The organism is Selenomonas bovis DSM 23594 (genome assembly GCF_000381005.1).
GTDB classification, from domain to species: Bacteria; Bacillota; Negativicutes; order Selenomonadales; family Selenomonadaceae; genus Selenomonas_C; species Selenomonas_C bovis.
Genome location: NZ_KB908401.1, coordinates 18,315 through 35,141, shown reverse-complemented (window position 1 = coordinate 35,141; position 16,827 = coordinate 18,315). Strand labels below are relative to the sequence as shown.

Genomic DNA, 16,827 nt, shown 5'->3' with positions numbered 1-16,827 from the left:
CATTGTGCCGCTCGTTCTGAGGACGTTCCCATGAGCTGTACGGGTGCGTGAAATAGATCTTCGTGCCAAGCTGCTCATACTGAGAGAATGTCTCAAATTCCGGGCCGTTATCAGCTGTCATCGTCTTGAAGAACTTGCTGAAGTTCTCATCACCAAATTCCTCGCGCATCTTCGTCATAGCGACCTCTATACCGGATCTGGTTCGCCCGGGGATACGGATGGCGATAAACTTGCGTAATACCTTTTCCACAGTCGTGAAGATGACCGCCTCGCGACCCTGACGCCGACTCACAAGCGTGTCCACTTCCCAATGGCCAATCTCTGTGCAGCAGCTACAATCGAAGGACGCTCCTCTATGCTGCCTCCGAGCATACGCTTGTTCTTGTGGTTCCACTTTCTGTGCTGCTTCCGTCCTAAGGCATGAGACAGATCGAAGAGCGAGAACGGCAGTTTGTTAGTCTACAGCATATTGTAGAGTGTCTTGGTGCAAGGGATGGTTCGGCCGGGGAATGACTTCATCAGCCGCGCAGCACCGACGCATCCATCAATCGGCCGTCTTCTGGCCCTCACAGAACGGAAGACGCGCTGGGAAATTGTGCGAAAGATGCGAGACAAAAGCATGAAAAGCGAGATTCAGACTTTCGATGAAATCCTGCGCAGCGGAGCATACAGCAAAGAAGATTTCAAAACGATAACGAGCGACAACGGCTCGGAATTCATGACTGCCGACCATTTCGAAGGATTGGGAATACGTTACTTCTACGCGCATAGCTTCTGTTCATACGAACGAGGGAGCAACGAAAACAATAATCGCCTTAACCAGCGTCCATCTATTGTAAACTTACAATGGCGTTTATGTATACATGTACGCAACTAGTTGACAAAGTGATACAATGTATTTAAAATAAAATAAAAGCAGCGTTGCTTGCAAAGAAACCTTGGCGTTCTAGGAGCAGCGCTGCTTCTCCTTTTATCAGCATGAAAGAATTAATTTTTTAGGGAGGCTGGAGTATATGGATGTATCAGCAATCCTCTCGGCAGTGAATAATTTTGTCTGGGGACCAGTGATGTTAGTCCTTTTGGTAGGGACGGGTGTTTTTTTGACTGTACGATTGAAGTTTCTGCCATGGCGTAATCTCGGCTATGCAATACGAATGGTATTTTCTAAACGCGACAATCATGCGGGAGATATTACCCCATTCCAGTCTTTGATGACAGCTTTGTCTGCCACCATCGGCACCGGTAATATTGTCGGCGTTGCTACGGCAATGGTACTCGGTGGCCCTGGCGCACTGGTCTGGATGTGGATTTCCGCAGCGTTCGGGCTTTCTACGAAGTACGGGGAGTCCGTACTTGCTGTGAAATATCGTGAGACGAATAGCGTGGGGGAAATGGCCGGTGGACCGATGTATGCGATGAAGAACGGTATTCACAACGGTTTTGGGCGGTTGCTGGCGTTTTTATTTTCCGTTTTCGTGGTATTGGCATCCTTCGGAATTGGCAATATGACGCAGGCAAATTCTATTGCTGCGGCACTTTCTTCTAGCTACGAGATTCCTACCTGGCTCGTAGGGGGAATCATCACGATTGCGGCCATCAGTGTTTTGATTCGTGGTATTCGCAGTATCGGCCTTGTTTCTAGCGTCGTAGTTCCTGCTATGGCCGTATTTTATTTCTTTGCCTCACTTGTCGTCATTGCGGTGAATTTTGCGGCTGTTCCCGCGGGGGTAGTAGAAATGTTCCGTATGGCGTTCTCATTTGATTCTGTTGCCGGTGGTATCGGTGGTTCTATCGTCGCATCAATGCTGACTTCAATGCGCTGGGGCGTCGCGCGCGGTGTGTTTTCCAACGAGGCCGGCCTTGGTTCTGCACCGATTGCGGCGGCTGCTGCTCGTACCGATCATGCTTCGCGGCAAGGTTATGTCAATATGACGGGAACGTTTTTTGATACGATGATTATCTGCATGCTGACAGGCCTTGTCATTGCCTCATCCGGTGTGCTTGGGGCAACTGATCCTGCAACGGGGAAGCTTATTTCCGGTGTTCAGCTTACGATTTTGGCTTTTTCAACGGTTTTCGGAGATTATGGCAAGTTGATTGTATCCATCGCTATTTCCCTTTTTGCGTTTTCCACAATTCTCGGCTGGGAATATTACGGAGAAAAGGCGTTGGAATATCTTGTGAAACAACGTCCTGTCATTATGGCATATCGGATTTTATTCTCGCTTGTAACGTTTGTAGGCGCGACGACGACGCTTGAGATTGTCTGGAACTTCTCTGATACGATGAATGGTCTTATGATTATTCCTAACCTTATTTGCTTGCTGTGGCTGAATAAAGATATTGCCAAGGAATGTTTTGATTATGAAGAAAAGGTTGTCGCGCACGAAAAAAAGGGAGAGTTTATTGACTATCAGGCCGACCCTGCAGACATCCCTGCTGAGGCTTATGACCAAAGCATGAGATAAAACCTATAAGATGAGAGGAGTCTTATCATGATTATTTTTCCGGTCTTCGCGGAGCTTGAGCAGAAACGCGATGAAATCAATGCGCATTTCCACAAGGAGACAGAGCCGCAGCTTGTCGAACGCGTGCAGCAGTTTGGTTTTGTTCCTGTCCAGCCGGGCGATCTCAAACATATGCTGCTTAAGGAAAAAAGTACCTCGAACGAATATCTGCTGACGTTTCGCCCATATGAGATTCGCGTGGAGTTCTGCCATATCAAGACGCAGGAAAAAATCTTGATTTGCGAAATCAGTAACTTCAATCTGAGTGCACATACGATTATGAACATCCTGATTGCCTCTATTGACAGCTGGTTGCAGTACGGCGTTATTTATGATTACCGGAAAGCGCAAGAGTTTGAGAAACGAGAAGGAAAGTAGGCTCTGTTTTCTGTTACTATGTAAATCCCCAAGAGCGCAAGCCACAGGCGCAGCGTGATTGACCGGATTTACTGTAAGAGCGGGCGCACAATGTCCACGAAGTGGACGTTTGTGCGTTGAGTTTGCTATAGACAATGCTCCCTTTGGGATGTATACTTTTCGCGGGATACATCTTAAAAGGGGGCTTTTCTTTGTGGTGTAACGAAACTTTTTGTAGCAGTGCCAGACATGTACGGCGTCAGCTTCCATCTATGATCGTCTTGCTATTGATACTCTTTGCTGTTTCTACGCAGGCATTGGCAGCTGTGCCACCTGAGATCACAGCAGATGCAGCCATTGTCGTCGACACAGGATCAGGGCGCGTGCTGTATGAGAAAAACGCTGACAAACGAGAATATCCTGCTAGCATGACGAAGATGATGACTTGCTTGCTGGCCATTGAGAGCGGGCGTCTTGGAAGTATCGTCGAAGTCAGTCCCAATGCCGCTGATGTGGAATGTACGCGTATGCATCCTGGAGACCAAATCCGCATGCAGGATCTTATCACACAGATGATGCTCATTTCGGATAATGGCGCGGCGACTGCTGTCGGAGAGTCATTGAGCGGCGGTGATATTGATTATTTTGCGGAGCGAATGAACCGCCGCGCTACTTCCCTGGGGATGACGAATACTCATTTCGTGAATGCGAACGGGATGCCGGATGATGATCACTACTCTACTGCACGCGATATGGAAAAACTGGCAGCAGCAGCATTTCAAAATCAGATTTTCCGTAAGATTGTCAGTACCAAGGACACAAACATTTATTATATCCGTCCTGCGGGACGTGTAGAGTATTGTGTCAATACCAATGAACTGCTTGGGAATTACGAAGGTATGGTCGGCGGTAAGACAGGATGGACGAGCGCTGCCCGTGGTTGTCTGACGGTAGCCGCGGATAGGGACAGCCATGAGCTCATTGCTGTGGTCATGCATTCTGATGATGATGAAAGCCGATTCCTCGAAGCCGCCGCACTGCTGGATTATGGATTCGCACAGATGGGCGAAAAATAAATTCTGCCAAGGAATTTTCCTTGACAATACCGGGCAGATTGCGTATAATATCCATCGTCAAGGAAATTTACTTGGCAATGGGATGAGCAGCAGGTGGTTGGTGTGGAGCAATTTCTCTATCTTTCCGATCTCTTTGATTTTTATGGTGCATTGCTTACGCAAAAGCAGCAAGAGTGCCTACACTTACATTTATATGATGATTTGTCGTTGTCTGAGATTGGCGAGGAACTTGGTATTTCTCGCCAGGCAGCCTATGATAATATTCACCGTGCGGCTCGTACGATGCAGTTGTATGAAAAGCGGCTTCGGCTTGTTGCACGCTGCCAGGAAGAGCGAAAAATATTGGGCAGGATTTGCCAGGAATTGAAGCAGATACAAACACCTGAGAACAGCCAGCAGATAGCTTCCATGCTTACTGCACTTGTGCCGTTCCTTGGCCGAGAGGAGGTTCAGAATTGATTTTTGAAAGTTTGTCCGATAGATTACAACAGACCTTCAAGAAATTGCGCGGTCATGGCAAGCTGACGGAAGATGATGTCAATGAGGCTATGAGAGAAGTGCGTATGGCACTGCTCGAGGCGGATGTGAATTTCAAAGTCGTCAAGAACTTCGTCAAGACTGTAAAAGAGCGTGCCATCGGTCAGGATATTCTCGAAACGCTTACACCGGCACAGGTTGTCATCAAGATTGTCGATGAAGAGCTCACTGCGTTGATGGGCGGGACACAGAGCCGTATTCATATGAGCTCACAGCCGCCGACAATCATCATGATGGTCGGTTTGCAGGGCGCAGGTAAAACAACATCGGCTGGTAAGCTGGGGCTTTCGCTCAAACAACAGGGGAAGCGGCCTTTGCTCGTCGCTGACGATATTTATCGTCCAGCTGCGGTCAAGCAGCTGGAGGTGATTGGCGCATCACTGGGGTTGCCGGTGTTCAAGATGGCGCCGGGGACAGATGCGGTTGCAATTGCCAGAGGCGCTGTTGATTATGCACAATCACACCTCAATGATGTCATTATCATCGATACAGCCGGTCGCCTGCAAGTGGACGAAAAGCTCATGAATGAGCTCAAAGACATCAAGGGGAATGTCCACCCGCACGAGATTCTCCTGGTTGTCGATGCGATGACAGGCCAGGAAGCGGTAAATGTTGCGCAGAGCTTTCACAATCAGCTCGGTCTAGATGGCGTTGTCATGACGAAACTCGATGGCGACGCTCGCGGCGGTGCGGCGCTCTCCATCAAAGCGGTTACAGGCGTGCCTATCAAATTTGTTGGTATGGGGGAGAAGCTCGACCCTCTGGAGCCTTTTCATCCGGATCGTATGGCATCGCGCATCCTGGGGATGGGAGATGTCCTCAGCCTTGTGGAAAAGGCACAGCAGACCTTTGACGAAGCAGAAGCCAAGAAGATGGCCAAGAAACTGCGCAAGGATGAGTTCACGCTGGATGATTTCCTCGCGCAGATGCAGCAGGTCAAAAAACTGGGTTCCCTAGAGAACATACTTGGTATGATTCCAGGAATGGGAGGCTTGAAGAAGCAGCTTGCTGGACAGGATATCGATCTCGATGGCAAAGAGATGCGTCGTATCGAGGCAATTATTCGCGCGATGACGCCAAAGGAACGCGCGAATATCTCGATTATCAATGGCAGTCGACGCAAACGTATCGCTATGGGCTCAGGAACGCATGTGCAGGATGTCAACAAGCTTCTGAAACAGTTCGCTGAGATGAAAAAAATGATGAAGAAAATGAAAAAGATGCAGGGCGGAAAGAAGGGGTTGCCGAACTTCGGCGGACTCCCGAACCTCGGAGGTCTTGGCGGTCTCGGTGGGAAGCTCCCATTCTTTCATTGATATATTCCATTAAAGGAGGTGAAGTTTCATGTCAGTAAAGATTCGTTTGAATCGCCAGGGTGCGAAGAAGAATCCTTTCTACCGTATTGTTGTTGCGGATTCCCGTGCACCGCGTGATGGCCGTTTCATCGAAATTCTTGGCAACTATGACCCGTCTCAGACGCCGGCTGTTGTCAAAGTGGACGAGGAAAAGGTCCTTGATTGGATGAGCAAGGGTGCTCAGCCGACAGATACTGTGAAGTCTCTTCTGAGCAAGCAGGGTATCATGACGAAATTCGCAGAGAGCAAAAAACACTAAGCTTTCGGGAGAGAAAGAGGCATCAGCATGAAAGAAATTGTTGAAGTTATCGCCAAAGCTTTAGTGGATCATCCGGAAAAGGTCAATGTGGAGGAAAAAGAGGAGGATTGTCAGACGATGCTCCGGCTTCATGTGGCCGAGGATGATATGGGTAAGGTTATCGGCAAGCAGGGACGTATCGCCAAAGCGATGCGTACTGTTGTCAAAGCCGCTGCCACTCGCGAAGAAAAAAAGGTCACGGTTGAGATTGTTTAGGGGAACTGTTTGTGAATACAGCAGTTTCTTGAGAGATGCGGCAGAGATCCTTCGATTAGAGAGTCTTTGCCGCGTTTTCTTTTGGAACCGATGATGAAGTGTCGATGAATGAATCATTCGGCCCTTTGATTTATTTTAGGAGGAAAATAATGGACAGCATTTCGCTTAAGATGCCGGTCACGGTTAAGGCTAAATTAACAGAAAAGCTCAAAGAGAAAATCCTCAAGGAACTTGAAGATAACCTCGCTCACGTCGATCTCGAGCTGCAGCAGCTCAGCATTCAGGAGAAGCGTGTGTTGCAGGAGAATACGCCGGCAGAGCCTACGCCAGAAAGCATGCACCGTGCGCAAGCCATCGAGGCACAATTCGGTGAGGAACGTCAGAAACGTCTTGCTTTCCGTGCTGAGACGCAGAAGCGCAAGGAAGATATGGAAAAGCTCGCCATTGGCGCGGAAATTGTCCAGGGAACGCTTGAACGTCAGGTAGACGTCCATATTGGCGACGACATGCGTGAACTCATGAATGTGGAAGTGTTGGTGGAAGATGATAAAATCGTCGCCATCCGCGGCTGAGCAGCAGCCTCCCAAAAATCGTATCACCATTGGCCGTGTAGGAGCTGCACAGGGCATTCATGGCGAAATGCGCATTATTCCATTGACGGATTTTCCCGAACGGTTCAAGGATATGCGAGAAGTCATGGTGGGAGATGAGCTTTTGCATATTGAAAGCTGTCGCTACCATAAACAGTTCGTTCTTTTGAAGTTTCAGGAGTATCCCGTGCGCGAGCAGGCAATGGCTTTGACAGGCCGCTTGCTGACGGTCACTCGCGAGGAAGCTGCTCCCCTCGCTGCGGGTGAGTTCTATACTTTTGATATCATCGGGCTCGCGGTTTTCGATATGGAAGGGAACGTCCTTGGGACCATTACAGAGGTTTTGCGCACAGGTGCCAATGACGTGTACCAAGTCCGTGCAGACGATGGACGCGAGCTGTTGATTCCGGCGTTGAAGTCGGTGGTCAAGGAAATCAATCTCGAACAGAGGCGCATGTTTGTGGATATGCCAGGGGAGCTTATCGATGCGCATTGATTATGTGACGCTTTTTCCCGAGATGTTTTCCGGGCCTTTTGGTGCTAGTATCACAAAGCGGGCCGTCGACAAGGGGATTCTTGAACTCCATTATACGAATTTCCGGGAATTCTCGTTCGATAAACATAAGCATGTCGATGATTCGCCTTTTGGCGGCGGTGCCGGCATGGTGCTGAAACCAGAACCGATGTATCGTGCGGTGCGTGCTGTCTTAGCGCAGACTGCTATGTATGCAGACAATCGCCGTATTCTCATCATGGATCCATCTGGTCAGACATTTACACAGAAAAAAGCGAAAGAACTTGCTTCGTATGAACAGCTTATCTTTCTTTGCGGACATTATGAAGGTTTTGATGCGCGCATCTATGACCTCGCGGATGAGGCAATATCCATTGGTGATTATGTCTTGACGGGGGGAGAATTACCGGCTATGGTCATTACCGATGCTGTGTCGCGTATGATTCCTGGTGTTTTAGGAGATGAGGAGTCCGCTCCTACAGATTCTTTTTATGAAGGGTTGCTCGGCTTTCCGCAGTACACCCGTCCGCGAGATTTTGAAGGGAAGCAGGTTCCAGACATCCTCCTTTCTGGAGATCACGCAAAAATTCGTATGTGGCGCCGTCAGCAGGCGATCCTCATGACGCAGCGTTGTCGCCCTGATTTACTGGATAAGGCTTCCTTAACGGAAAAGGAGCAGGCATTTTTGCGCATTGCGGGAAATCACCTGCAAAAATGATGATGTTTTGATTTGTAAGAGGTGCTTTGGCTTTACGTGGATGTGCAGGGCATTCATCTTGATGAATGCGTCATATCGCTTTGAGGGGATGGAATATGGATCAAGGCGAGTGGAGACTGTACGGATGCGCAAGACCGAGGCACCTCATTTCCCTTGAGACGAAGAAACCTTGTTGTGCTGTGAGGTGAACGTTGTGCATCAGGATACGGTGGAAAAGATAGAACATGCGCTGGAAGGCTGGCCTCTTCTTGACAGCTTGCCGCGAGAATGTCATGGATTTCTCTATCGTGCGCTATGCGTACCGGTTGATGATCGCTATGATATTTTCAGTTATGAGAATGCAGTTATTCATAAAAGCGTCACTGCCTATTATCATGAGGAAACACATGAATACAAGCTGCGCATGCAAGTCGGTTTTGTAGAATTTTGTCGTATCGAATATATTACGAATTCTTTGGAAATATTTGGAGAAAAGCTTTCCAAGGAATTGATGCAGTTGCTTGAAGATATGGTCACCTTCAATCCGAAGAACATCAGCAGTCTTGTAATAAAAAAAGGCATCTGCGATTGGGCATTTGCTAAAGAATTGCCGGAAACTCTTGAGGGGTATCAGCTGTTTATCAACCCACAGCAGCCAGTGAAAATCAATAATGGATCCTATATCATTATCGATTATGTTGATTTTACGCACGCCAGTGATGTGACGATATATTATAATATGTATCGGGACGAATTTTTTGGCGAAGCGCGAATTCACTCGATTCCAGATGTTACTTACGATTTCGATTCCAATGAGCTTGTCGAGTTGCAGGAGAAGTTAGAAAAGTATCTTGTGCCACGCATGAGAGAGGCACGCCAGGCAGCAGATGCTGCTGCACATGAGGGGGAAGCATGATTGATTACGATCGATAAAGCAATCCTGCATGTATTGGATTTTAATTCCGGTGTTACGGTATATTCGGAGCAGGAAATGGATCTGCAGGAGAATATTCAGATGTTCCTGCAGAAGCATATTGAAAAATCACTCGCCCGCCAAGATGCGAAGAGTGGCGACTTCTATGAGGATAGTGCCTGCAAAGCGAAAATTTCAGCGTATTTGAATGGGGAATCCACCTTCGTCGCGTTTTCCCAGGAACTTGCGAAGCATTTGGAAAATTCTTTACTTCATACAGAGGAGGTTGCATCAGCAGATATCATTCTTCTTGATGTTCATGTGGATGAACAGAGAAAGCTCATTTTATTCAAGTGCAACAACCATGTAGGATACGTCCATCAGGTGTGTCAGACGGAACATGGTGTGCAGAATGAAATCATTAATCATTATGCCATTATGCCGAATCTTTCTCAGCGTATGGATGAGTTCGTCATCATCGATGCTGCATCTTTGCAACTGTCACTTGTAGCCAAGAAGTATACGATGGAGGGGGAGTCGGTATATCTGCTGCCGGAAGTTGTCCTAGAGTGCAGTATGGAGCCATCGCAGAAGGATGCTTTGAAAAGCTTGGAAAAAACGACAGCTGCAGTGGCGGAATCGTTTGGCCAGGATGCTGTTGCTGCGGCGGCTGCTGCAAAAAATTATGTGGCAGAACACATGGAGATTTCCAATGAGCTGGATTTGAAACGCGCAGGGGAGGAAGTATTCAAGGAACAGCCGGCCATGCAAGCCGATTATAACAGGCGGCTTGAGGAACAGGGATTTGATAAACCGGTGCAAATGGATCAGGAAGCGACGCTGAAAAAAGTGGCCAAACATAAACTCAAGACGGATACCGGCATAGAATTGGCCATCCCGACCGATTATTTTGATAATACTCAGTTTGTTGAATTTCACAATGAAGCGGATGGTACGCTTTCTATTACGCTGAAGCATATTGCCAGCATCATCAACAGGGGATGAGGAAGTATAATCCCTTATGAGAGGTCAGTAGTGAAGAAATCAATTCTTTATGGAGATTCGACGAATCTCAAGACATCGCTTGTTCAACGTCTCGAGCAGATTTATACATATTTGGTACCGCGAGAGCAATTTTCGACACCGGAGCTTGATGAAGAGTTACTTGATCTTACGCAGCAAATGGGCAGAGAGATTGCTGTTTACCTAAATGGCAACGGACGCGTGATGGCTGTCTCTATCGGCGACCATGCAACTGTGGATCTGCCAGAGGTAGGTACAAGGCGCTTGCAGGGCCTTTCTGGCATCCGTTGCTTGCATACACATCCCGGCGGTGATTCTACCCTTAGTGAGCCAGATATCTCATCCTTGCGCCGCATATCTTTTGATTTTATGGGGGCCATCAGCAAAACAGACAAGGGAGAGATTTTCGGCACCGTGGGATTCTTGACAGGGGATTTCCAGGAAGATGGAACGCCGGACGTTACGGTTGTAGGTCCTTGTCGAGAGAGGGATCTCCTGCGGATCGATGTGAATCGGCTTTTGGCATCGATTCAAAAAAAGCTGTTGAAGCATATAGAACGGACAACCGGCAAGAAAAAAGAAACCGCTCTTTTGGCGGGGGTGGAGATTGAGAGCCATGCTGCTGTGCTTTCCATCGAAGACAGCATGGCGGAGCTACAGCGCCTTGCAGACACAGCTGGTGCCGCTGTCATCGGGACGTGCATCCAGCGCAGAGGGAAGCCAGACGCAGCTTTTTTCCTCGGACGTGGCAAGGTAGAGGAACTTTCCCTAGCAATACAACAGACTGGTGCGACTATGGTCATTTTTGATGATGAACTTACGCCGTCCCAGCAGAGGAACCTCACACTGGCTTTGGGCAGCAAGGTCATTGACCGCACAGCACTGATCCTCGATATCTTTGCACAACGGGCACGTACGAAAGCGGGAAAGCTGCAGGTTGAGCTGGCACAGTTGCGTTATCATTTGCCGCGTCTCGGCGGTCAGGGACTCTTCATGTCACGCCTTGGTGGCGGTATCGGTGCGAGGGGGCCAGGAGAGTCGAAACTAGAGCTTGACCGTCGCCGTATCCGTAAACGCATCCATGTCCTCGAAACACAACTTCAGGCCATCAGCAAGCATAGGCGTTTGCATCGTGAGCAAAGGAAAGCAGCAGCCGTTCCCCTCGTAGCCATGGTGGGGTATACGAATGCTGGAAAAACGTCATTGCTCAATGCATTCACTGGCGCAGGCGCCTTTGCGGAAGACAAGCTATTTGCGACGCTTGATCCTTTGACACGTCGCATCACGTTAAAGAGCGGACAGGATATCCTGTTGACAGATACAGTTGGCTTTATCCAGAAACTGCCACATACTTTGGTGCCCGCCTTTCAAGCAACGTTAGAGGAGGTCAGAGAAGCAGATCTCCTGCTCCATGTAGTCGACGCAAGCAGTCAGCAGTATGAGGAACAGATCGAGGCGGTTGTGCGAGTCCTGCGTGAAATCCAGGTGGAAAGAAAGCCCACGCTCTATGTTTTCAATAAAGTGGATCTTTGTGAGGATCATCTGCGGGAGCAGGTGCTTTTGCGTGATCGTGATGGTATTTTGCTTTCTGCGTGGACAGGGGAGAATCTAACGACACTGGCCGATCGTCTTGATGCTTTCTTTTCTGAGCACAGGAAAATGTTACAGCTTCTCCTGCCATTTGAGAAAGGACGGTTGCCCGCTTTACTCCACGAAAAGAATGCAATCGTGTCGCAGGAATTCCTCGCATACGGCATACGCGTGACCGCCAATGTTCCACAGAATCTTTTACATCTATTTTCCAAGTATGTGATAGCAGATCAATAAAGGAGTAGAAGGGTATCTATGACATTTTCAAAAAAATTAAAGGAGATAAAGCAGGAAGTGCTTCGCGATTCTGCCGAAGCATTTCAGTCGTTAGACGAGATTTCCGAGGCCAATACGTTGAAGGTGCTTGATGCCATGCGAGAATGCAAGGTATCCGATGCACATTTCAATACTTCGACAGGATATGCTTATGATGACATTGGGCGCGGCAAACTTGAAGAATTATATGCGCATGTTTTTGGTGCCGAAAAGGCATTGGTACGGACGCAGTTTGTGAGTGGTACGCATGCTTTGGCAACGGTCTTATTTGGTATTCTGCGTCCTGGCGATGAGCTCATTTCCTTGACGGGGACACCTTATGATACCATGCAGACAGTCATTGGCTATGCTGCTCCTAGCCCTGGTTCCCTGAAAGAATTTGGCATCCGATACCGAGAGCTTCCGTTAGTAGAGGGGCACGTGGATATCGAGAATATCAAACATATCGTTACCGATAGGACAAAGATGGTGGAGATTCAGCGTTCTCGTGGGTATAGTATGCGGCCGCCACTTTCCATTGATGATATCCGCTGCATCACGGAGGAAGTGCACCGCGTGAATCCTGGCTGTATCTGCTTTGTCGATAATTGCTATGGGGAATTTGTCGATACGCTTGAGCCTACGCAGGTTGGTGCCGATATCATGGCGGGCTCTCTCATCAAAAACCCAGGAGGCGGTCTTGCACCGACTGGCGGCTATATCGCGGGGCGGAAAGAGCTTGTGGAGTTATCCTCCTATCGTCTGACAGCACCCGGTATGGGGGATGAACTCGGAGCAAGCCTTTCCAATAACAGATTGCTGTTCCAAGGTTTTTTCCTTGCGCCACATGTGACGGCACAAGCAATCAAAGGGGCTATTTTTGCCGCAGGCATGTTCGCTAAGCTGGGATACCGGACGTCGCCTTTGCCGACAGAACCGCGTGGAGATATCATCCAGGCAATCGAGCTCGGTTCAGCGGAAAAACTCATCGCTTTTTGCGGTGGTATTCAGAAATATTCGCCGGTCGATTCCTTTGCTGCGCCAGAGCCATGGGATATGCCGGGCTATGTGGATAAAATTATCATGGCTGCGGGGACCTTCGTCCAAGGCGCATCCATTGAATTCAGTGCGGATGGTCCTTTGCGTCCGCCGTACAACGTCTATCTGCAAGGCGGTCTTACCTTTGAGCATGCCTGCATCGGCATCATGGGCGCAGCACAGGCCATTGAGGATTTGAACAACAGGTGAATAAGCCTCCTCATCTGGATGCGCAGTGCTTTGAACATGCGCTTGTAGAAAACAACAAAGCCTTCCGATTCCGTATGATTGCGGAGTCGGAAGGCTTTGTCTTATGAAGTTTAATTTAGTGGAATTCTTTTCCTGTCAGCATCTGGTATGCCTCTTTATATTTCGCGATTGTCTTGTCAATGACATCCTGAGGCAGTTCATAATCGCTGTCAGGATGCGCTTTGAGCCAGTCACGTACGAACTGCTTATCATAGGATGGCTGAGATTTCCCCGCCGCATATCCTTCCAAAGGCCAGAAACGAGAACTGTCCGGCGTCAGAACTTCATCACCGAGGACGATCTGGCCATGCTCATCCAAGCCGAACTCAAATTTCGTATCAGCGATGATGATGCCACGTGTCCGTGCATAGTCCGCACATTTTTTGTAAATGGCAATCGTATAATCGCGGACTTTTTCCGCATATTCCATTCCATGGCCGGGGAAAGATTTCTCGAGTACTTTTGCGCCCTGTTCTAGTGAGACATTTTCATCATGGTCACCGAGCTCAGCCTTCGTGCTTGGCGTAAAAATCGGCTCCGGCAGTTTTTCTGATTCTTTGAGACCTGCTGGGAGTTTGATGCCGCAAACCGTACCGTTTTCTTTATAGCTTTCCCAGCCGCTGCCAGTAATGTAGCCTCGTACAATGCATTCCATGGGAATCATGTTCAGCTTTTTGCATTTCATGCTATTGCCGACGAACTGTTCCTGTTGAAAAAACTCAGGCATATCGGCATTATCGACCGAAATCATGTGATTGGGGAGGATATCCTTTGTGAAATCAAACCAGAATTTAGACATCTGTGTCAGGATAGCGCCTTTTTTCGTTATCTTGTTTTTCAAAATATGATCAAAAGCAGAAATACGATCCGTCGCGACCATGATGATGCTGTCGCCAGCATCGTAGACCTCGCGTACCTTGCCGGATTTGAACGGTTTGTATTCTTTCATAAACACAGCCTCCCAAAATGATTGATGAAACTTCCTTCCATATAATAGTACCATAATTGAGATGAAAATTCGATACTTTTTCGCAGGAAGCGGGGATGATTTTGGAGGAAGAATTTGAACTACTTCGATCAGTCGTTTTTGTTTCGCGCGTCTGCAGGACGCGGTACGATGGAAGCCGTTTGTCGCTTTGCCATACGTTCTTGTAAATGTGCATAGCGAGCTGTTGTCTTCGGGTCACGATGTCCCAACGTGTCTTGGACGAGACGCAAATCCTTCGTTGCAGCATAAAGATTGGTGCCAGCACTATGACGAAAAACATGGCAGCTAAGTCCTGGCCGCTTGAAGCCGGTTTCGACAAGTGCCTGATTCATGATGAAGCGAATCCCATTGCGAGAAAGGCGTCCCCAAAGATTTTTATGGGAATCGGAAAGAAACATCGGCGTAAAGGGGCCATCCTTTTTGGGTTCTGGTGGATAGTGTGATAAGTAGTGATGCAAGAACGACATGGTTTCTGGGCAGGGGAAAATGCGCCGGTCATGGCCCTTACCGTGTACAAAAATAGAACCGATCTCCGTGTCGATGTCTTCGCGGTTCATGCGATGAATTTCAACATTGCGCATTCCCTCGACGCCCATCAGGTAGACGATGGCAATGTTACGGTACCGGCGAAATAGATTTTCATCCTCTTCGTAAAATTGACAGATTTCGTAGAGTTGATCTGGCGTGAAAAAACGAATGAGTTCATCTGGCGTGGCATTAGGGACATAAATATCTTGACAAGGATTTTCAGCAATCAAACCGAGGCGTTGTGCAGCAAGGTAAAAGCGGCGGATGGATACGAGTTTGACAGCAATGGTGTCATCTTTATAGCCATGACCATACAGCCATTCTACAAAACCGCGCATTTCAAAGTCTGTAATAGCCAAGGGGGGCGTCTTCATGGTCTGACACCAATCGAAAAACTGTTGGATATATGAACTGTAGTGATTCATCGTATCTGCAGAGGGACGGCCATGACCGATATAGCGTGGTAGGATTTGCTTCCAGTGCGCAAGAAAATATGCCTGCGAGATAGTGGCAGTATCAGTGGCAGCCACTGTCTTGCTGGTACTGGCTGGTAGTATATGATGGGGCAATGTTTTGTCTGTGAACAGTTCCTGGGGAGGCTGTGGAGTAACATTTTTCAAAATGGCTTCACCTCGAATTATTTTACACTTCTATCTTAATGTGTACTTTTCCTATTGTCAACATTAAACCATAAAAATCAAGGGAGGAGGTTTGGCCTCTTCCCTTGATTGGTTGCTACATAAAGTGTATCAGCCTGCTGATGCAAAAGGCAACTGTTTGTTGTCTTGTCGTCGTACGCCTCGTTTTATTTCCCCGTCCGTCCACGTTTTGTCATCGGGATTCCCTGCTTGCAAAGCGGACATTCCTCCGGTTTGTACGTTTCGACATCGAGATGCAAGAGTGCGGTGCACGGAACATCGCCAAAGTTGACTTTACCGCCGCTGCGATCCACCAGCATGCTGACCGCAACGGGAATGCCGCCGTGTGCGCGCACGACATCAATCACTTCTTTGATAGATCCTCCTGTTGTGACAATATCTTCGACAATAAGACACCGCTCTCCTGGGTGCAATGAGAACCCGCGGCGGAACGTCATCTTGCCATTTTCGCGTTCTGTGAAAATGGCACGCGTACCAAGTGCTTTTCCTGTCTCATGTGCCAGCAGGATGCCGCCGGTTACTGGGCCGACGACTGTCTCGATATCAGCATCTTTGAATTTCTCTGCCATGGCTTCGCAGAGTTGCTGCGTATATCGCGGATGTTGCAGGACGTTGAATTTCTCTACATAATGCGGGCTATGCAGACCTGAGGTCAGCAGGAAATGGCCGTTCATAATCGCATGTGTTTTTATGAGGAGGTCCTTTACTTCTTCTTCCGTCATTTTACTGTCTCCATTTCTTTTAAGATTGCCAAAGCGGCCTCACACGGATCTTTTGCCGCACGGATTGGTCGGCCTATCACGAGATGCGTAGCGCCGTTCGCCAGTGCAGCGGCAGGCGTTGCAATACGGCTCTGGTCGTCCACGGACACTCCCGCCGGGCGTACGCCGGGTGTAACGATGAGAAAATCTTTGCCGCATGCTTGGCGGATCATGGCTGCTTCCTGCGGCGACGCGACAACGCCGTCAAGTCCAGCCTGTTTCGTAAGTTTTGCAAAGCGGACGACGGTATCAGGAATCGTATGTGTCTGTCCGAGTTGCGACCAATCCTCTTGTCCCATGCTCGTGAGAACAGTAATCGCGATGAGCTTAGGACATGGAATTCCTGCCGCATCTGCCGCGTCGTGCAGTTTTTGCGCAGCCGTCTGCATCATTGTAAAGCCGCCGGATGCATGTACGTTCAGAATATCAGCGCCGAGGTGCATGAGCGAACAAAGGCCCCCTGCAACCGTATTGGGGATGTCATGCAGTTTGAGGTCGAGGAATACATGCTTTCCCTGCTCGCGCAGCCAGCGTACCACTTCGCCGCCGACACTGTAAAAGAGCTCCATGCCTACCTTATAGTAAGCGACGCTGTCGCCTAAGGTTTCCACGAGATGCCTTACATCTTCCATGCGGTGGAAATCTAAAGCGACGATGAGTCGTTCGTCTGCCATAC

20 protein-coding genes are annotated in these 16,827 nt (G+C 48.6%); 14 read left to right on the top strand and 6 right to left on the bottom strand.

The genetic code is table 11. The features are described 5' to 3' along the window. Together F599_RS15595 and F599_RS0109985 are read right to left on the bottom strand one after the other, a co-directional pair. Positions 1-292 (bottom strand): IS30 family transposase (locus F599_RS15595; protein WP_169337822.1); only part of this gene is annotated, 292 nt, incomplete at its 3' end. Positions 293-544: 252 nt separating this feature from the next. Next, positions 545-769, bottom strand: coding sequence for a hypothetical protein (locus F599_RS0109985; protein ID WP_156021998.1), 225 nt, complete (start codon positions 767-769; stop codon positions 545-547). Positions 770-1,013: 244 nt separating this feature from the next. Here F599_RS0109985 and F599_RS0109980 point away from each other — a divergent pair, with 244 nt between their 5' ends. The 14 genes from F599_RS0109980 (at position 1,014) to F599_RS0109915 (ending at position 13,176) form a co-directional block, all read left to right on the top strand. Further along, the gene (locus F599_RS0109980; protein ID WP_019543392.1) at positions 1,014-2,468 is read left to right on the top strand and encodes an alanine/glycine:cation symporter family protein; all 1,455 of its coding nucleotides are present in this window, start codon (positions 1,014-1,016) and stop codon (positions 2,466-2,468) included. Between the two features lie 27 nt (positions 2,469-2,495). Further along, positions 2,496-2,885, top strand: a complete 390-nt coding sequence (locus F599_RS0109975) for a hypothetical protein (RefSeq protein ID WP_019543391.1) — start codon at positions 2,496-2,498, stop codon at positions 2,883-2,885. A gap of 191 nt (positions 2,886-3,076) precedes the next feature. Next, positions 3,077-3,940 carry a D-alanyl-D-alanine carboxypeptidase family protein gene (locus F599_RS0109970; protein WP_240950399.1) on the top strand — a complete coding sequence of 288 codons (864 nt, stop codon included), beginning with the start codon at positions 3,077-3,079 and terminating at the stop codon, positions 3,938-3,940. Positions 3,941-4,033: 93 nt separating this feature from the next. Continuing rightward, on the top strand, positions 4,034-4,399 hold the full coding sequence (ylxM, locus tag F599_RS0109965) for a YlxM family DNA-binding protein (RefSeq protein WP_019543389.1): 366 nt from the start codon (positions 4,034-4,036) through the stop codon (positions 4,397-4,399). Next, a complete protein-coding gene (gene ffh / locus F599_RS0109960) occupies positions 4,396-5,793 on the top strand; it encodes a signal recognition particle protein (protein ID WP_019543388.1) in 1,398 nt (465 codons plus the stop codon). The genes ylxM and ffh overlap by 4 nt, the downstream gene beginning before the upstream one ends. Before the next feature lie 28 nt (positions 5,794-5,821). Next, entirely contained in the window at positions 5,822-6,091 is a 270-nt protein-coding gene (rpsP, locus tag F599_RS0109955; protein ID WP_019543387.1) for a 30S ribosomal protein S16, read from the top strand. A gap of 27 nt (positions 6,092-6,118) precedes the next feature. Further along, positions 6,119-6,346, top strand: coding sequence for a KH domain-containing protein (locus F599_RS0109950; protein WP_019543386.1), 228 nt, complete (start codon positions 6,119-6,121; stop codon positions 6,344-6,346). A 149-nt stretch (positions 6,347-6,495) separates the two neighbouring features. Next, positions 6,496-6,918, top strand: coding sequence for a YlqD family protein (locus tag F599_RS0109945; RefSeq protein ID WP_019543385.1), 423 nt, complete (start codon positions 6,496-6,498; stop codon positions 6,916-6,918). Continuing rightward, positions 6,890-7,432, top strand: a complete 543-nt coding sequence (gene rimM / locus F599_RS0109940; protein WP_019543384.1) for a ribosome maturation factor RimM — start codon at positions 6,890-6,892, stop codon at positions 7,430-7,432. The genes F599_RS0109945 and rimM overlap by 29 nt, the downstream gene beginning before the upstream one ends. Then, the gene (trmD, locus tag F599_RS0109935) at positions 7,422-8,168 is read left to right on the top strand and encodes a tRNA (guanosine(37)-N1)-methyltransferase TrmD (RefSeq protein ID WP_019543383.1); all 747 of its coding nucleotides are present in this window, start codon (positions 7,422-7,424) and stop codon (positions 8,166-8,168) included. Before rimM ends, trmD begins: the two co-directional genes overlap by 11 nt. 193 nt (positions 8,169-8,361) lie before the next feature. Next, a complete protein-coding gene (locus tag F599_RS0109930; protein ID WP_026327942.1) occupies positions 8,362-9,063 on the top strand; it encodes a hypothetical protein in 702 nt (233 codons plus the stop codon). After that, positions 9,064-10,065 carry a nucleoid-associated protein gene (locus F599_RS0109925; protein WP_019543380.1) on the top strand — a complete coding sequence of 334 codons (1,002 nt, stop codon included), beginning with the start codon at positions 9,064-9,066 and terminating at the stop codon, positions 10,063-10,065. A gap of 30 nt (positions 10,066-10,095) precedes the next feature. Beyond that, a complete protein-coding gene (hflX, locus tag F599_RS0109920; protein WP_019543379.1) occupies positions 10,096-11,910 on the top strand; it encodes a GTPase HflX in 1,815 nt (604 codons plus the stop codon). 18 nt (positions 11,911-11,928) lie between these two features. Further along, on the top strand, positions 11,929-13,176 hold the full coding sequence (locus tag F599_RS0109915) for a methionine gamma-lyase family protein (RefSeq protein ID WP_019543378.1): 1,248 nt from the start codon (positions 11,929-11,931) through the stop codon (positions 13,174-13,176). 115 nt (positions 13,177-13,291) lie between these two features. Here the strand turns inward: F599_RS0109915 and F599_RS0109910 are convergent, their stop codons facing one another. The 4 genes from F599_RS0109910 to pyrF form a co-directional block, all read right to left on the bottom strand. After that, entirely contained in the window at positions 13,292-14,164 is an 873-nt protein-coding gene (locus F599_RS0109910; RefSeq protein ID WP_019543377.1) for a phosphoribosylaminoimidazolesuccinocarboxamide synthase, read from the bottom strand. Positions 14,165-14,292: 128 nt separating this feature from the next. After that, positions 14,293-15,351, bottom strand: coding sequence for a tyrosine-type recombinase/integrase (locus F599_RS15195; RefSeq protein WP_071592866.1), 1,059 nt, complete (start codon positions 15,349-15,351; stop codon positions 14,293-14,295). A gap of 185 nt (positions 15,352-15,536) precedes the next feature. Beyond that, positions 15,537-16,112 carry an orotate phosphoribosyltransferase gene (gene pyrE / locus F599_RS0109890; RefSeq protein ID WP_019543373.1) on the bottom strand — a complete coding sequence of 192 codons (576 nt, stop codon included), beginning with the start codon at positions 16,110-16,112 and terminating at the stop codon, positions 15,537-15,539. Continuing rightward, positions 16,109-16,825: an orotidine-5'-phosphate decarboxylase gene (gene pyrF, locus F599_RS0109885; RefSeq protein ID WP_019543372.1), complete on the bottom strand. Its 717-nt coding sequence runs from the start codon at positions 16,823-16,825 to the stop codon at positions 16,109-16,111. The genes pyrE and pyrF overlap by 4 nt, the downstream gene beginning before the upstream one ends. Between the last annotated feature and the right edge of the window lie 2 nt (positions 16,826-16,827).